This is a genomic window from Streptomyces sp. NPDC058671 (assembly GCF_042716475.1).
Taxonomy (GTDB): Bacteria; Actinomycetota; Actinomycetes; order Streptomycetales; family Streptomycetaceae; genus Streptomyces.
This window is the reverse complement of record NZ_JBHXSA010000012.1, coordinates 155,546-170,751: the sequence shown is the minus strand read 5'-3', so window position 1 is coordinate 170,751 and position 15,206 is coordinate 155,546. Positions and strand designations below refer to the sequence as shown.

Sequence of the window (15,206 nt, the reverse complement as noted above, 5' to 3'; positions counted from 1 at the left end):
GTCAGGCTCCCGCAGTCCAGTCGAGGATGATCTTGCCGCTCTTGCCGGAGGCCGCGTCGTCGAAGGCGGCCTCGAAGTCGGTGTACGCGTAACGCCCGGTGATGACGGGGGCGAGGTCGAGGCCGCCCTCCAGGAGCACCGACATCGCGTACCAGGTCTCGAACATCTCGCGGCCGTAGATGCCCTTGACGGTGATCATGGAGGTGACGATCTTCGCCCAGTCGACGGCGAAGTCCTCGCTGGGCAGGCCCAGCATGGCGATCCTGCCGCCGTGGGTCATGTTGGCGACCATGTCGCGCATGGCGTGCGGGTTGCCGGACATCTCCAGGCCGACGTCGAAGCCCTCCTTGAGGCCGAGGGTGCGCTGGCCGTCGGCGATGGTCTGCTCGGCGACGTTGAGGGCGAGGGTGACGCCCGTCTTGCGGGCCAGGGCGAGACGCTCCTCGCTGACGTCGGTGATCATCACGCTGCGGGCGCCGGCGTGCTTGGCGACGGCGGCGGCCATGATGCCGATCGGGCCCGCGCCGGTGACGAGGACGTCCTCGCCGACGAGCGGGAAGGAGAGCGCCGTGTGCACGGCGTTGCCGAACGGGTCGAAGATCGCGGCGATGTCGAGGTCGACGGCGACCCGGTGCACCCACACGTTGGACGCGGGCAGCGCCACGTACTCGGCGAAGGCTCCGTCCCGGCCGACCCCGAGGCCGACGGTGGCGCGGCACAGGTGACGGCGTCCGGCCAGACAGTTGCGGCACTTGCCGCAGACGAGGTGGCCCTCGCCGCTGACCAGGTCGCCGACGGCGATGTCGGCCACGTCACGGCCGACGGAGACGACCTCGCCGACGAACTCGTGGCCGATGGTCAGGGGCGCGGCGATCGTCTTCTGCGCCCAGCCGTCCCAGGAGCGGATGTGCAGGTCGGTCCCGCAGATGCCGGTCCGCTTGACCTTGATCAGTACGTCTCCGGGGCCGGTCTCCGGCTCGGGCACGTCCGTGAGCCAGAGTCCCGGCTCCGCCTTCAGCTTGACCAGCGCCTTCAATGCATCGGCTCCCGACGTGCGTGTCCTGTGATGTGGGGGCGCGGGCACGACTGAGTGCCCAAGATCCCTGGAAGAGAATCTTCCGTACGGAGCGCTCGCGGTCCATCGAGGATTTCTTAAGCGCGCTCGCAGATCAGCTTCACACCCCGGGCGGGCGCCCGGCGACGTCAACGCGCCCGAACGGCGGGACCCCGTGCGGGGAGGCACGGGGGGCCACCGTGGGACGGCGCTCCCTCAGCGGCCCAGGGCCGCCATCGCCGCGTTGTGGCCGGGGATGCCGCTCACTCCCCCGCCTCTGATCGCGCCCGCCCCGCACAGCAGCACGTTGGCGTGCCGGGTCTCCACGCCCCAGCGGCCCGTGCCGTCCTCCGCGTACGGGAAGGAGAGGTCGCGGTGGAAGATGTGGCCGCCGGGCAGGCGCAGTTCGCGTTCGAGGTCGAGTGGGGTCTTCGCCTCGACGCAGGGGCGCCCGTCCGCGTCGACGGCGAGGCAGTCGGTGATCGGTTCGTCCAGATGCGCGTCGAGCTGGTCGAGGGTCGCCGCGAGGAGCGCGGCCCGAGTGCCCTCGTTGTCGGCGGTGAACAGGCGTGCGGGGGTGTGGAGCCCGAACAGGGTGAGCGTCTGGTGGCCCGTGGCGGCGAGGTCGCGGCCGAGGATCGTCGGGTCGGTGAGCGAGTGGCAGTAGATCTCGGACGGCGGCGCGGAGGGCAGCCGTCCGGCGGCGGCCTCGGCGTGGGCGGTGGCGAGCTGCCCGTACCCCTCGGCGATGTGGAAGGTGCCGGCGAAGGCCTCGTGCGGGTCGACGGACCGGTCGCGGAGTCTCGGCAGCCGGGTGAGCAGCATGTTGACCTTGAGCTGGGCGCCTTCCGGGGCCGGCGGCGGCGTCTCGCGGAGGAGGGCGGCGAGGTCGCGGGGGGAGGCGTTGACGAGGACGTGGTCCGCCTCGACGGTGTCCTCTCGGTCGGCGGTGCGGTAGGTGATCGCGGCGCGGCGGCCGTCCGTCTCGATCCGGGTGACCTCGTGGCCGGTGCGGAGGTCGGCGCCCGCGGCGCGGGCCGCGTCGGCGAGGGCATCGGTGAGGGCGCCCATGCCGCCGACGGGCACGTCCCAGTCGCCGGTGCCGCCGCCGATGACGTGGTAGAGGAAGCAGCGGTTCTGCGGTAGCGCCGGGTCGTGGGCGTCGGCGAAGGTGCCGATGAGGGCGTCGGTGAGCACGACACCGCGGACGAGGTCGTCGGCGAAGGTCCGTTCGACGGTGACACCGAGGGGTTCCTCGAAGAGCATCCGCCAGGTCTCGGCGTCGTCGACGCGGTCCCGGAGCGCGGCGCGGGTCGGGAGCGGCTCGGTCAGGGTGGGGAAGACGCGGCGGGCGGCCCTGCCGGTGCGGGCGTAGAAGGCCTGCCACGCGTCGTACTCGCGGTCGGAGCCGGTGAGCGCGGCGAAGGAGGCGCGGGTGCGGTCGGGGCCGCCGCCGACGAGGAGACCCCCGTCGCCCTTCGGCGTGTACGAGGAGACGGACCGTTTCCGCACCGCGAACCGCAGCCCGAGCTCGCGCACGATCTTCTCGGGGAGGAGCGAGACGAGGTACGAGTACCGGGAGAGCCGCGCGTCGACCCCGGCGAAGGGCCGGGTGGAGACGGCGGCGCCACCGGTGGATCCGAGCCGCTCCAGGACGAGCACGGAGCGTCCGGCGCGGGCGAGGTAGGCGGCGGCCACCAGGCCGTTGTGGCCGCCGCCCACGACGACGGCGTCGTAGGAACGGGCGGCGGCGGACGGTGGGGAAGCGGTCATGGCTCATGCTCACACGGGGCGCCGGGCCCGGAAAGAGGGCGGTGGAGTGGGGCCGGAGGGCGGCGCTCCATGGACGATCAGGGCGGGGCGGGGTGGCCGCCCGCCGGAAGACCGGAGCCGGTGGCCGCTTTCTCGGGCGGACCACGGCGGGGCGGGACGGCCCCTCGCAGGAAGACCGGGGCCGGGGGCGGATCACGGCGGGGCGGGACGGCCCATCGCAGCAAGACCAGGGCCGTGGGCGGATCACCGCGGGGGCGGGGTGGCCGCTTACAGGAAGACCAGGGCCAGGGGCCGCTCTCGGTGGGACACAGCGGGGCGGGACGGCCCTCGCAGGAAGACCGGGGCCGGGGGCGGATCACGGCGGGGGCGGGGTGGCCGCTCTCAGGAGGAGGGCCGCCGCTTCGGTGTGGCGGCCCAGGCGGTCCAGGCAGTGGGCCTCGTCGTCGAGCGCGGCGACGGTGTCGGGATGCGCGGGGCCGAGGAGGCGGGCCCGGGTGGCGGCGACCACGCGGTGCGCCTCCAGCGCCTCCGCCCAGCGGCCGAGCCGGCCGAGGGCGACGGCGGCCTCACGACGGCTCAGCAGGGTGTCCGGGTGGTCCGGTCCGAGGACCCGCTCCCGGCCGGCGTGGACGCTCTCGGACTCCGCGAGCGCCTCCGTCCAGCGGCCGAGGCGGCCGAGGTTGACCGCGAGGGCGTGGCGGGCGCGCAGGGTCTCGGGCCCGTCGGCGCCCTGCGCGCGGGCGCGGGCCTCGACGAGGTCGCGGCAGACGGCCAGGGCGTCGGCGGCCTGGCCGAGCCGCCCGAGGCAGACCCCGGTCTCGTAGCGGGCGGCGAGGGTGTCCGGGTGATCGGAGCCGAGGGCGGCGGCACGCGCGTCGGCGACCGCGCGGTATTCGGCGAGCGACTCCCGCCCCCGACCGAGGCGCCCGAGGGTGTACGCCACCTCGTGCCGGGTCAGGAGCGTGTCGGGATGGTCCTCGCCGAGCAGCCGGGCCCGTGCCTCCGCGACCTCGTGCGCCGTGCGGTACGACTCCTCCAGGCGGCCCAGGCGGCCGAGGGTGAACGCCAGGTTGTGGCGGCAGCGCAGGGTGTCGGGGTGGTCGGGGCCCACGGTGCGCTCGCGTGCGGCGAGGACGGTGACGTACACCTCGTACGCCTCGGGGTGCCGGCCGAGGCGCCCGAGGGCGTACGCCCGCTCCTGCCGGGCGGCCAGGGTGTCGGGGTGGTCCTCCCCGAGGACACGGGCGCGGGTCGCCGCGACCCTGTCGAAGACGCTCAGGGCGTCGGCGGGACGGTCGAGCCGGGCGAGGGCGAAGCCCACCTCGTAGTGGCTGGCGAGGGTGTCGGGGTGGTCCTCCCCGAGGGCCGCCGCGCGGTGCTCGGCGACCGACCGGTGCACGGCCTCGGCCTCGTCCCAGCGGCCGAGTCGACCGAGGCCCATCCCGGCCCGGTACCGGCCGGCGAGCACGGCGATCAGCTCGGCGGAGGGGGTGACGCGCGCGGGCACGGGCGCGTCCGGAGCGGGGCCGGCGGTGGTCCATTCGGTCGTGAGCACGGCCGCGGCGGGATCGTGGGCGATCGGGCGGGGCGCGGCGCCCGCGTCGGCGGGCCGGTGGCCGGGCGTGATCCCCCGTACCCACGCGGGCGCGGTAGCAGGGTCGGAAGCGCCGGGGGCGGCGGTGACGGCCATGCCAGGCCGCATGTCCGGACCGAGACCCGGCGCGGGTCCGGGCCCCGGACCCGGACCCGGACCCGGACTCGCTGCCGGACCGGGCCGGGGTCCCGGACCCGGAACCCCCTGGCCCGAGCCTTCGGCCGGACCAGGTCCCGGACCTCCCGGATCCACACCCGGACCGGGCCAGGGCCCTGGCCCCGGCCCCGGCCCCGGCCCCGGCCCCGGCCCCGGCCCCGGCACAACGATCTGCCCTGGAAGGGACATGCCGGCCGTGGTCCCGGGAAGAGACGGCGAGATCCGCCCCGAGACGATCCGGCGCCGCAGGTCACCCGCGTCGGCCGGTCGCTCCTCGGGGACCTTGGCGAGCAGGTCGACGACGATCCGGTCGAAGTAGTCGGGCAGCTCGGCGCGGTGCGCCCGCGGCGGGCTCGGCACCGTGTCCCGGTGTCCGATGAGGATCGCCCAGGAGTCGCCGAGGTCGAAGGGCGGGGCGCCGGTGGCCAGTTCGTACAGCACGCACCCCAGCGAGTAGAGATCGCTGCGGTGGTCGATCTCGCCGCCGCCGATCTGCTCGGGGGACATGTAGTGGGGCGTACCCATGGCGATGCCCGTCCCGGTGAGGCGGGAGGTGAAGCCCATGTCGGCGCCGAGGCGCGCTATCCCGAAGTCGCAGATCTTCACCGTCCCGTCCCGCAGCCGCATGATGTTCGCGGGCTTCAGGTCGCGGTGCACGATGCCGTGGCCGTGGGTGTACGCGAGGGCGTCGGCGACCTGGTCGGCGATCTCGACGACGTCCTGGACGGGCAGCGGGTGCTGGGCGTTGGCGGCGAGGAGCTGGCTGAGGTTGCGCCCCTCCAGGAGCTCCATGACGAGGAAGAGCACACCGTCGTCCTCGCCGAAGTCGTGCACGACGGTGATGCCGCGGTGCTGGAGCGCGGCGGCCACCCGGGCCTCGCGCCGGAACCGCTCGCGCACGATGGTGAGGACCTGGGGGTCCTGCTGCGGTCCGAGCGGTTTGAGGCACTTGACGGCGACCCCGCGGCCGAGCGCCTCGTCGGTGGCGCGCCACACCTCGCCCATGCCTCCGCGGCCGATGACCTCGTGCAGGCGGTACCGGCCCTGGATCAGTCTGGAGTCCCCCATCGTGTGCTGCCGCCCCCGTCGGTTTCCTACGCCTTCTCCGGCTGCTCCAGTATGGACGCCGGTTCGGACACTGGGTACGGGGCGGGGTACGCGTAAGGGTCGGGTCGCGTCCGCGGGCCGGGCCGGTCCCGGGCGCGGACGTCGTGTCCTGGCGGCAGGTCCCGAAGAAGCTCACGGTCCGCGTGAGCCGGCCCCCGGGGTCTTCCCGGAGGCTGCTGTTGATCATGACGCCGCGCACGGCGCCTCATCGGGCGTCAGAGGCCCCGCGTCGGCCGGCGAGCCGACACGCGGAGGCGAGTTCGGGCCGCCCGCGGACTGACGCGTTCTCGCCAACCACGCGAAGACGGGAGCCCCGGAGAGGGTGTTGCGGCGGCCGACGACGCCCTGCCGGCGGCCGCACCGCAGGACTCTCCGTATACATCGGCCGGTCACCGCCCGGCCTCGAAGTCAGGCCCAAGCCGTCCATCCACGGCAAAAGGACCGGCCTCAACGCGCCATCTGGCGCATTTAATTCGTCCGAAACAACAGCGAAACGAATCACTCTCCACGAAAGAAATCAGCCTCGACCTGACGGCAATTCATGGTCACGCTTGATTGCCTGTGCGAGGGAGTCCTAGGGTTCACTCCTGCTCAAGATCGTCGGAGCTGAAGCGCCACCGTCGGCCCCGTTCACCCCTACGCAGCCGACAGAAGAAGCCCGCGAATGAACGCCACAGAGGAGGTCGAGACATGGATACGGTCCGAATTCCTGACAGTGAAAAACAGGCACTCATGGCGCTCATTCCCGCCGACGCAACACAACGCGTCGCGATCGGGACATTGGGCCCGAAGGGGACCAGTAGCGAGCACATCGCACGACTGATGCTGCAGTGCGTCGGCGACCCCGAATCCTGCCGGATCGTCCTGAAGGACACCTTCGAGCAGTGCATGGACGCACTCGTCGGCACGCACATCGATCTGGCCCTGGTACCGCACGCCTATGCCGATATCAACGCCTTCTACATGCATCCGGGCCTTGAGCCGGTGAGCCTCTTTCACGGGAGTACGCCGGAGTACGGCCTCGCGGCGCGGGCCGACTTCGCCTTCCGCGAGGAACTGCTCAGCACCGAGACCGTAGCCACTCACCCGGCTCCCGTTCCCATGCTGCGACACCACTTCGATCATCCCGTGAAACTGGCCACCGTCAGCTCCACGAGCCAGGCGGCCGATCACGTCGCCAACGGCCGCTACAACATCGCTCTCACGAACGAGCAGGCGGTCGAGGAATACAACCTGAAGTTCGTCTACAGGTTTTCACGGATCCCCATGACCTGGACGGTCTTCTCAAGGAGGAAGGATCTCCATGTCCGCTGAAGTGCGTGAGCACCCCTACTTCCCGGCCCCCGGCGTCGCCCGACACGACGACGGGGTCCGGATCGAGTCCTACCGACGCGAGGACACGGAAGTCCGGCTCCTCTACATCGCCCCCGGAGCTGCCGTACGGAGCGATGACTCCCGGCAGGAAGCACACGTCGGAATGGTCATCCGGGGTGAGATCTCCGCGACGGTCGGAGACGTGACAAGGCTGATGAAGCCCGAGCACGACGTGTACGTCGCACCTCCCGGCATCGAGCTGTCGGCCGTGAACACGGACTCGGCCGAATCCATTCTCCTGGAGATCAGGCGCTGCAAGGCGGGCGAGTCCTATCCCGCGCCGAGCGGTTTCTTCCTCGAACCGCTCGAATCGCGCAAGTTCGTCAAGATGGACGTCACGTTCTTCCTGGCCGACTGGATCGAGCTGATGATCGCCGATATTCCCGGCGGCGGCGAGATGCCGTACCACAAGCACTCCCACGAGCAGATCGGGACGTGCCTGGACGGTCGGTACGAGATGACGGTCGAGGGCTCGCGCCACGAGCTGCAGTTCGGTGCCACCTACTTCTGCGGGAGCCAGGAGGGGCACGGCGCCGCCAACCCGAACGAGGGCCTGGCCCGCTCCCTCAACATCTTCATCCCGCCGCGCTACCACCGGGTCCCCCAGCAGGAAGCCGAGCAGGAGTCCCGGTGACGCGGGTAGCGATCATCCTGGGCGCCGGCCGCGGCATCGGGAGGGCGACCGCACTGCACCTGAGCGCCAAGGGGTACGCGACCGTCCTGTGCGCGCGCAGCTCCCCCGACCTGGAGAAGGTCGCCGCGGAATCCAGGGCGGTGACGGCCGACGGCGGGCAGGCCACGTACGTCCTTCCGGGCGACGTCACCTCGCGGGCTTTCCGCGAGGAGCTGGTGCGGGACGTCGAGCGCCGTTTCGGCCGGATCGACGTCCTGGTCAACAACGCCCCCGGGCCGCCGCCCGGACACTTCGACGACGTCATGGTCGACGACGTGCGTTCCGCGATGGACCAGAAACTCGTCCCGTACCTGGATCTGATCAAGTCCGTCGCCCCGGTGATGGTCCGCAACGAATTCGGCCGGATCGTCAACATCGTCGGCAACATCGGCAGGGAGCCGGCCGCCGGCATGTTTCTCTCCGGTCTGGTCAACGCGGCCGTCGCGAATGCGAGCAAGTACCTGGCGGGTCAGTACGCCAGACACCACGTGACCGTGAACTGTGTGCACCCCGGGGTCATCCGGACGCAGCGCTACGACAACGCCGTCACCCATATGAGCCGGTCCGGCGCCATGTCGCGGCAGGAGGCGGAGGACCGCCTGCGCAGGGCCATCCCGATGGACAGACCGGGAGAGGCCGACGAGGTCGCCGCCCTCATCGGCTTTCTGGCATCCGATGAATCGTCCTACGTCACCGGTCAGCAGATCTCGGTCGACGGCGGTCAATTGACATGCGTGTGAGAGGAGACCTGCTCATGTTCGAGGACAAGGTGGTCATCGTCACCGGTGCCGCATCGGGGATCGGCAGGCAGACCGCGATCGAGTTCGCGCGACAGGCCGCGAAGGTCGTCGTGGCGGACATCGACGAGAAGGGCGGGACCGAGGTCGTCGCCGCGCTCAGGAGCGACGGGCACGACGCCGTCTTCGTGTCGACGGACCTGACGGTCGAGGCGGACTGCAGGAACCTCGTCGCCGCCGCCGTCGACGGTTACGGGCGACTCGACGTGCTGGTCAACAACGCCGGCATAGAGATAACCACTCCTTTCCACGAGATGTCGGAGCAGGAGTGGGACAGGTTGGTCGACACCAACCTGAAGAGCATGTTCCTGTGCTCCAAGCACGCCCTGCGCGAGATGATCACGGCGACGAGCGGAGTCATCGTCAACGTCTGCTCCGTCAGCGGTCTGGTGGCCTGGCCCGGCATCGCCGCGTACAACTCGACCAAGGGAGGAGTGATGATGCTGACGAAATCGCTCGCCGTCGACTACGCGCGGTACAACATCAGGGCGAACTGCGTCTGCCCCAGCATCATCGACACCCCGATGACGGATGTGTCCAACGGACACGACGCGGACATCAAGGCCGAAAAGGCGAAACTGAACCCGATCGGGCGGCTGGGTACGCCGGAGGACGTCGCGAACGCGATTCTGTTCCTCGCCTCGGAGAAGTCGTCGTTCATCACGGGCAGCGCGCTCACCGTCGACGGCGGTTACACGGCGATCTAGCCGTCTCGTTCCACCTGCACGAATGGAAAGGTTGGCTGGAGTGTCGGACCGATCGACCGACGAGGAACACCCCGGAGGGTTCCCCGTCCTGACCGTCCTCGCACTGATGGCGGGAATCTTCGCCGTCGGTTCGGAAGAGCTGGTGGTCTCACCGCTGCTCGTGAACATGGCCGACTCCTTCGGCGCGACGGTGGCCCTGATGGCGCTGTCCGTCAGCGTCTACGGCATCGGTACGGCGGTCGGCGCGTTGCTCTTCGCTCCGCTCGGGGACAGGGTGTCGCGCCGCCTCAGCCTGGTCGTCGGGATGGTGATGTTCGTCCTGGGAACCATCCTGTGCGCGTCCGCCACCGGGCCGGGGATGTTCTTCGCGGGCAGGGTGCTGGCCGGCCTGGCGACGGGCGCCTTCGTCCCCACGGCCTATGCCTTCGTCGGTGACCGGATTCCGTACCGGCACCGCGCCAAGGCCATGGGCATCCTCGTGTCGAGCTGGTCGCTCTCGCTCGTCCTCGGTGTGCCCATGGGGTCCTTCGTCGGGGAATGGGCGGGCTGGCGCTGGACCTTCGGGCTGCTCGCGATCCTGGGCGCCCTCGTCGTCTTCGTGCTGCTCCTGGTCGGAGGCGGAAAGCCCGCCGGGGGCGGTGCGACGGCGTCCGAGGAGGCCGCGGAGCCGGCGGAGCGGGGCTGGGTGCGCTCGACCGCCCAGGCGTTCCGCGCCCCGAGGGTGTCCGTCTACGTCCTGGCGACCTTCCTGAACATGTTCGCCTTCTACGGGATGTACACCTTCCTCGGCAGCGCTCTGCAGTACCGGTTCGGCTCGGGCAGCTCCCTGACCGGCGTCATGATCCTGCTCTACGGGCTGGGGTTCGCGACCAGTTTCGTCACCGGCAGGTGGGCCGACGAACTCGGCAAGGAGAAGGTGCTGGTCGCCCTCCTCGCGGGGCTGGTCCCGGCCCTGGTGGCCATCCCGCTCGTCACCGGGTGGACGGCCCTCCTCGTGGTCTGCCTCTTCCTGTGGGGGGCGATGCAGAGTCTGGTCGTCACGCTGCTCAGCACGCTGCTGAGCGAGTGTTCACCCCAGCACCGCGGCGCCATCCTGGCGTTCTACAGCCTCGCGACCAACCTCGGTGTGGCCCTCGGGGCGGCCCTGCTCGGCCCCCTGTTCACGGCGTACGGATTCACCGCCGTGGGCTGCGTCTGCGCCGGGATCACGCTCATCGCGTCCGGTCTGAGCGGATGGGTGTACCGGCGCCGCCACGGGGGATCCCCGGGCGTCCGGGGCGCGGGCGAGGGCGGCGCGGACAAGGACAAGGACAAGGCTCACGAGGCGAGGGTCGCGGCACATGAAGACTGAGTTCGCCCGACGGCTTCTCGACCTGCCCAGGAGTTCCTTCGCGACGACCGTGGGCAGGATCGACCAGCTCGTCGGAGCGGGTGAGGACGTCGTCAACCTGTGCCAGGGGAATCCCGACCTGCCCACCCCGCCGCACATCGTCGAGGCGCTGCGCCGGGAGGTGCTCGACCCCGACACCCACCGCTATCCCTCCTTCTCCGGACTCCTCGAACTCAAGGCGGCCATCGCCCAGTGGTACGAGGCGAACCACCAGGTCCGGCTGGACCCGGAGACGGAGGTCGCGATCCTGTTCGGAGCGAAGGCCGGTCTCGTGGAGATCAGTCAGTGCTTCCTGAACCCGGGCGACGTGTGCCTGATGCCGGACCCGGCCTTCCCCGACTACTGGGCGGGCGTGGTCCTCGCCAGAGCCCGCATGCACACCCTCCCGCTCCTGAAGGAGAACGGCTTCCTGCCGGACTACGCCGCGCTCGACCCGGCGACGTGTGACCAGGCCAAGCTGATGTTCCTCAACTATCCCAACAATCCGACCTCGGTGACGGCGCCGCCGGAGTTCTACGAGGACACGGTCCGCTTCGCGGCCGAGCACGACGTGATCGTGGCCTCCGACTTCGCGTACGGGGCCCTGGGCTTCGACGGCCAGGTCCCGGCCTCGTTCCTCGCGACGGAAGGCGCCAAGGACGTGGGCGTCGAGTTCATCTCGCTGTCGAAGATGTTCAACATGGCGGGATGGCGGATCGGTGCCGTGGTCGGCAACCGTGACGTCGTCGCCGCGATCAACCTCATCCAGGAGCACTACTACGTCTCGCTCCCGCCGTTCATCCAGCGGGCCGGCGTCGCGGCCCTGTCCGGACCGCAGGACTGCGTCCGGGAACTCACGGGGATATACGAGCGCCGCAGGGACGTCTTCGTGTCCGGGATGCGCGAGGCCGGCTGGCGGATGGACACCCCGCGGTCGATCTTCGCCTGGCTGCCGATACCCGGCGGGGGGAACTCCGTCGCGTTCGCCGACGAGCTGCTGACACGGGCCAAGGTCGCGGTGGCGCCGGGCCGTTGGTTCGGGGCGTACGGCGAGGGTTACGTGCGGGTCAGCCTGCTCGCACCGGAGGAACGACTCCGGGAGGCCGTCGTCCGGCTGTCCGAGTTCCGTAACGCCGAGGAAGAAGGAACCCCCCATGACTGAGACGACCGGGAGTGCGACAGGGATCGACCAGGAACGCCTGGCGATCGACGAGCTCGACGCGCACATCATCGAGCTGCTCGCCCGACGCGCCCGGATCTCCGACCGCATCCAGCGGAGCCGCATGGGCTCCGGCGGTCCGCGGACGGAGCTGAACCGGGAGATGGACGTCCTCGCGCACTACCGGGACGGCCTCGGACCGTACGGCACCCAGGTCGCCATGAGCGTGCTCAAGCTGTGCCGGGGTGCCGGCCCGCGGGAGCTTCTCGCGCTGGCCGGGGAAGCGAACGACCGGACCGCCTGAGCCACCGCCCCTCGATCCGCAGGAGATCCACCGTGATACGTCATGTCGTGCTGTTCAAGTTCAAGCCCGGGATCGACTGGAACGACCCGCGAGCCGTGGAGGCGGAACGTTCCACCGCCAAGGTGGGCGGCGAGGTGCCCGAGCTGCGTGCCTGGCGCTACGGGCGCAACGTCTCCACCCGGCCGATCGCCTACGACTTCCTCGCCGAGGGGCTCCTGGACGACATGGAGGCGGTCGATCGGTACATCGTCCACCCGTTCCATCAGGAATCGGTCCGTCTGTGGCGTGAGATCAGCGAGTGGGTCGTCGTCGACGTCGAGGACTGAGGCATGCCGGTCGACGTCGACTTCCACCTCCCTTTCCGGCGCACCAGCGGACAGGGTCCCGTCCCTCGGTGACCGCCTGTCCTGCGCCCCCCGGCCGAGCGAGCGGCCAGGTACCGCCATCTCGTTCTGTCCGGCTCCGGGCGGTCCCCGGCCCCGGTTCGGGGCTGCCGAACCGGGGCCGGGGGTGGGGAGGAGCAGGAAGGGGGTACGGACAGGGATGTCGCGGGTGAGTACGGGCCCGGGCCGATGCCCGTGGCCCGGTCGGCCTACGGCAGGAGCTCGTCCATGGAGGCGCGACCCTTCTCCGCCATACGGCGTTCCGCCCAGGCGAGGCTTTTCGGATTCACGTCACGGCCGGAGGCGAGGACCAGGTCCTCGGCCGTGAAATCGCCCTCCGACCCGGCGTGGAGCAGCCGGTCGGGCGTCGGGAAGTCCCCCGGGGACGTCTTGTCGGGCTCAGCGTTCATGCCGCCTCCTACGTGTTCTTCCGGCACTGGCCATTCTCGTGTCCGACCCCCGGGACCGCATCCGGGCGAGCCCGGGACGGGCGGTGGCGCGGGGCGCGGGGGCACGCGGGCGCACCCCGGGACCCCTGGGGCACCTGGGGCACCCGGGGTGCCTTCCCGGCTCCCGCTCCGCTACCCGTCCGCCCCCCGGCGCGGCGAACTCGCGCCACGCCGTGTCATCGCCATGGCGTCGGCGGGGTGCGGGTTCGACAATGGGGGGGATGACCGAGGAAGACCGGCATACGCGCAATGGCGAGATCGGGCCCGCCGAGTGGCTCGCCATGAACCGGACCGGCAGCTTCGACTGGGATCTCGACACGGGCACCATCGATGTCGACCCGTCCGGGCTGCTGGTCTTCGGGCTGTCGCCGGACACCTTCGACGGGCGTCCTGAGACCGTCGTCGCGCGGCTCGCCCCCGAGGAGCGGGCCCGTCTCGACGACGTCGTACGGCAGGCGGTCACCGGCGGCGAGGTCTCGTACACCGCGCACTTCCCCATCCCGCAGGACGACGGGCCACCCCATTGGACCCATGTGCAGGCCCGTATCCTGCGCTCGCCGAGCGGCTGGGCCCGGCGGATCGTCGGCGTCGTGCGGGACACCACCGCCGAGGTCACCCGCTTCACCTTCGTCCAGGAGCTGGAGAAGCGGCGCGAGGTCCAGACGAGCATCGTCGAGCGGACGACGAACGCCCTGTCGCGCGCGGTGACCGTGGACGACGTGACGGCCGCGCTGACCGGCCCCGGCGGGCTCGCCCGGCTCGGTGCGGACGGGCTCGCCCTCGGCCTCGTCGAGAACGGCTCGCTCAACATCATCGCGCTCAGCGGCGAGTCCCTCGACGTGCTCGACGACCTCCGCGTCCGCCGCCTCGACCGGGGGTTTCCGCTGGCCGAGGCCGTGCTGAGCGGGCGGCCCCGGTTCGTCTCGTCGTTCCCGTCGCTCGGGCGGGACTTCCCCCAGCTCGCCCCCTACCTGGAGCGTCTCGAGTTCCGGGCCGCGTGCTACCTGCCGCTGGTGGCGCAGGCCCGCTCCCTCGGCGGCATGGTCCTCTTCTACCGGGGCCGCACCTCCTTCAACGCCGACGAGCGCAATCTCGCCCTCGGTCTCGCGGCGATCGTCGCCCAGTCGCTCCAGCGGGCGATCCTCTTCGACGAGGAACGGGAGCTGGCGACCGGACTCCAGGCCACCATGCTGCCGCGGCGCATCCCGGCGATCACCGGCGGAGAGATCGCCGTGCGCTACCACGCGGCGTGGAGCGGCCGGCAGGTCGGCGGCGACTGGTACGACGTGATCCCGCTGCCCCGCGGCCGGGTCGGGATCGTCGTGGGCGACGTCCAGGGGCACGACACCCATGCCGCCGCCATCATGGGCCAGCTGCGGATCGCCCTGCGGGCGTACGCGGGCGAGGGCCACGCCCCTTCGACGGTCCTGGCCCGGGCCTCCCGGTTTCTGGCCGAACTGGACACCAACCGCTTCGCCACCTGCACCTACGCCCAGGTGGACCTGGGGAGCGGCACCCTGCGCGCGGTGCGGGCCGGACATCTGGGGCCGCTGATCCGGCACAACGACGGCCGGGTCGGGCAGCCCAACCTCCGGGGCGGGCTGCCGCTGGGGCTCGCGACGGTGTTCGGGGACGAGGAGTTCCCGGAGACACGGCTCGACCTCGTGCCCGGGGAGACCCTCGTACTGTGCACCGACGGTCTCGTCGAGCAGCCCGGCTCGGACATCGAGGCGGGTCTCGCCGCGCTGTCGGAGGCCATCGCGAGCGGTCCGCCGCAGGCCGAGGCGCTCGCCGACCACCTCTCCGAGCGGCTGTGGGAGCGCTGGGGCTCGGGCGACGACGTGGCGCTGCTCGTGCTGCAGCGCAGCCCGGACCCGGGCACACCGAAGGCGCCGCGCATCCACCAGTACATCCACCAGGCCGATCCGCAGGGCCTCTCGGACGCGCGCGTGGCCGTCGGACAGGCGCTGCGGGACTGGGGCATGCCGGAACTCGCCGACGACGCCGAGCTGATGACGGGCGAGCTGCTCGTCAACGTGCTGCTCCACACCGAGGGCGGTGCCGTGCTCACCCTCGAAGTGCTGCCCGAGCCGGTGCGCCGGGTGCGGCTCTCGGTGCAGGACCGGTCGAGTGCCTGGCCCCGGCGGCGTACCCCCGGGGAGGCCGCCACCTCGGGGCGTGGACTGATGCTGCTCGACGCGCTGGCCTCCCGGTGGGGGGTCGAGCCTCGCGGCGAGGGCAAGGCGGTGTGGTGCGAGATCGGTCCGGCGACGGTGCCGACCGGTACCCCGGCGAACGGCGCCTGAG

The 15,206-nt window shown here is 71.3% G+C and carries 13 protein-coding genes; 9 read left to right on the top strand and 4 right to left on the bottom strand.

The window, feature by feature from the left end; translation table 11 throughout:
• Nucleotide 1 precedes the first annotated feature (1 nt).
• From tdh to ACFWV2_RS17515, 3 genes are all read right to left on the bottom strand, one after another.
• Nucleotides 2–1,036 carry an L-threonine 3-dehydrogenase gene (gene tdh / locus ACFWV2_RS17525; RefSeq protein WP_384405915.1) on the bottom strand — a complete coding sequence of 345 codons (1,035 nt, stop codon included), beginning with the start codon at nucleotides 1,034–1,036 and terminating at the stop codon, nucleotides 2–4.
• Nucleotides 1,037–1,270: 234 nt separating this feature from the next.
• Nucleotides 1,271–2,827, bottom strand: coding sequence for a phytoene desaturase family protein (locus ACFWV2_RS17520; RefSeq protein ID WP_384405914.1), 1,557 nt, complete (start codon nucleotides 2,825–2,827; stop codon nucleotides 1,271–1,273).
• A 355-nt stretch (nucleotides 2,828–3,182) separates the two neighbouring features.
• The gene (locus ACFWV2_RS17515) at nucleotides 3,183–5,645 is read right to left on the bottom strand and encodes a tetratricopeptide repeat protein (protein ID WP_384405913.1); all 2,463 of its coding nucleotides are present in this window, start codon (nucleotides 5,643–5,645) and stop codon (nucleotides 3,183–3,185) included.
• A gap of 729 nt (nucleotides 5,646–6,374) precedes the next feature.
• Between ACFWV2_RS17515 and ACFWV2_RS17510 the strand changes: the two genes are divergently transcribed.
• Genes ACFWV2_RS17510 through ACFWV2_RS17475 form a run of 8 tightly spaced genes read left to right on the top strand, consistent with a single transcriptional unit; the run spans nucleotide 6,375 to nucleotide 12,393 of the window.
• Nucleotides 6,375–6,998, top strand: a complete 624-nt coding sequence (locus tag ACFWV2_RS17510; protein ID WP_384405912.1) for a hypothetical protein — start codon at nucleotides 6,375–6,377, stop codon at nucleotides 6,996–6,998.
• A complete protein-coding gene (locus ACFWV2_RS17505) occupies nucleotides 6,988–7,692 on the top strand; it encodes a cupin domain-containing protein (protein ID WP_384405911.1) in 705 nt (234 codons plus the stop codon). Before ACFWV2_RS17510 ends, ACFWV2_RS17505 begins: the two co-directional genes overlap by 11 nt.
• The gene (locus tag ACFWV2_RS17500) at nucleotides 7,689–8,471 is read left to right on the top strand and encodes an SDR family oxidoreductase (protein ID WP_384405910.1); all 783 of its coding nucleotides are present in this window, start codon (nucleotides 7,689–7,691) and stop codon (nucleotides 8,469–8,471) included. Before ACFWV2_RS17505 ends, ACFWV2_RS17500 begins: the two co-directional genes overlap by 4 nt.
• A 14-nt stretch (nucleotides 8,472–8,485) precedes the next feature.
• Nucleotides 8,486–9,235 carry an SDR family NAD(P)-dependent oxidoreductase gene (locus ACFWV2_RS17495; protein ID WP_384405909.1) on the top strand — a complete coding sequence of 250 codons (750 nt, stop codon included), beginning with the start codon at nucleotides 8,486–8,488 and terminating at the stop codon, nucleotides 9,233–9,235.
• A 40-nt stretch (nucleotides 9,236–9,275) separates the two neighbouring features.
• Nucleotides 9,276–10,586: an MFS transporter gene (locus ACFWV2_RS17490; protein ID WP_384405908.1), complete on the top strand. Its 1,311-nt coding sequence runs from the start codon at nucleotides 9,276–9,278 to the stop codon at nucleotides 10,584–10,586.
• On the top strand, nucleotides 10,576–11,766 hold the full coding sequence (locus ACFWV2_RS17485) for an aminotransferase class I/II-fold pyridoxal phosphate-dependent enzyme (protein ID WP_384405907.1): 1,191 nt from the start codon (nucleotides 10,576–10,578) through the stop codon (nucleotides 11,764–11,766). Before ACFWV2_RS17490 ends, ACFWV2_RS17485 begins: the two co-directional genes overlap by 11 nt.
• Nucleotides 11,759–12,067, top strand: a complete 309-nt coding sequence (locus tag ACFWV2_RS17480; protein WP_384405906.1) for a chorismate mutase — start codon at nucleotides 11,759–11,761, stop codon at nucleotides 12,065–12,067. Before ACFWV2_RS17485 ends, ACFWV2_RS17480 begins: the two co-directional genes overlap by 8 nt.
• Before the next feature lie 32 nt (nucleotides 12,068–12,099).
• Nucleotides 12,100–12,393 carry a Dabb family protein gene (locus tag ACFWV2_RS17475; RefSeq protein WP_360793045.1) on the top strand — a complete coding sequence of 98 codons (294 nt, stop codon included), beginning with the start codon at nucleotides 12,100–12,102 and terminating at the stop codon, nucleotides 12,391–12,393.
• A 266-nt stretch (nucleotides 12,394–12,659) separates the two neighbouring features.
• On the opposite strand, the gene ACFWV2_RS17470 is transcribed toward ACFWV2_RS17475, so the two are convergent.
• Nucleotides 12,660–12,860: a hypothetical protein gene (locus ACFWV2_RS17470; protein ID WP_384405905.1), complete on the bottom strand. Its 201-nt coding sequence runs from the start codon at nucleotides 12,858–12,860 to the stop codon at nucleotides 12,660–12,662.
• A gap of 260 nt (nucleotides 12,861–13,120) precedes the next feature.
• Here ACFWV2_RS17470 and ACFWV2_RS17465 point away from each other — a divergent pair, with 260 nt between their 5' ends.
• On the top strand, nucleotides 13,121–15,205 hold the full coding sequence (locus ACFWV2_RS17465) for a SpoIIE family protein phosphatase (RefSeq protein ID WP_384405904.1): 2,085 nt from the start codon (nucleotides 13,121–13,123) through the stop codon (nucleotides 15,203–15,205).
• The last annotated feature ends 1 nt before the right edge of the window (nucleotide 15,206 follow it).

Bases quoted from the DNA above. Each gene is read 5' to 3' on its own strand.
- ACFWV2_RS17520 (WP_384405914.1), bottom strand. From the start codon at position 2,827: ATGACCGCTTCCCCACCGTCCGCCGCCGCCCGTTCCTACGACGCCGTC.
- ACFWV2_RS17515 (WP_384405913.1), bottom strand. From the start codon at position 5,645: ATGGGGGACTCCAGACTGATCCAGGGCCGGTACCGCCTGCACGAGGTC.
- ACFWV2_RS17510 (WP_384405912.1), top strand. From the start codon at position 6,375: ATGGATACGGTCCGAATTCCTGACAGTGAAAAACAGGCACTCATGGCG.
- ACFWV2_RS17505 (WP_384405911.1), top strand. From the start codon at position 6,988: ATGTCCGCTGAAGTGCGTGAGCACCCCTACTTCCCGGCCCCCGGCGTC.
- ACFWV2_RS17495 (WP_384405909.1), top strand. From the start codon at position 8,486: ATGTTCGAGGACAAGGTGGTCATCGTCACCGGTGCCGCATCGGGGATC.
- ACFWV2_RS17485 (WP_384405907.1), top strand. From the start codon at position 10,576: ATGAAGACTGAGTTCGCCCGACGGCTTCTCGACCTGCCCAGGAGTTCC.
- ACFWV2_RS17480 (WP_384405906.1), top strand. From the start codon at position 11,759: ATGACTGAGACGACCGGGAGTGCGACAGGGATCGACCAGGAACGCCTG.
- ACFWV2_RS17470 (WP_384405905.1), bottom strand. From the start codon at position 12,860: ATGAACGCTGAGCCCGACAAGACGTCCCCGGGGGACTTCCCGACGCCC.
- ACFWV2_RS17465 (WP_384405904.1), top strand. From the start codon at position 13,121: ATGACCGAGGAAGACCGGCATACGCGCAATGGCGAGATCGGGCCCGCC.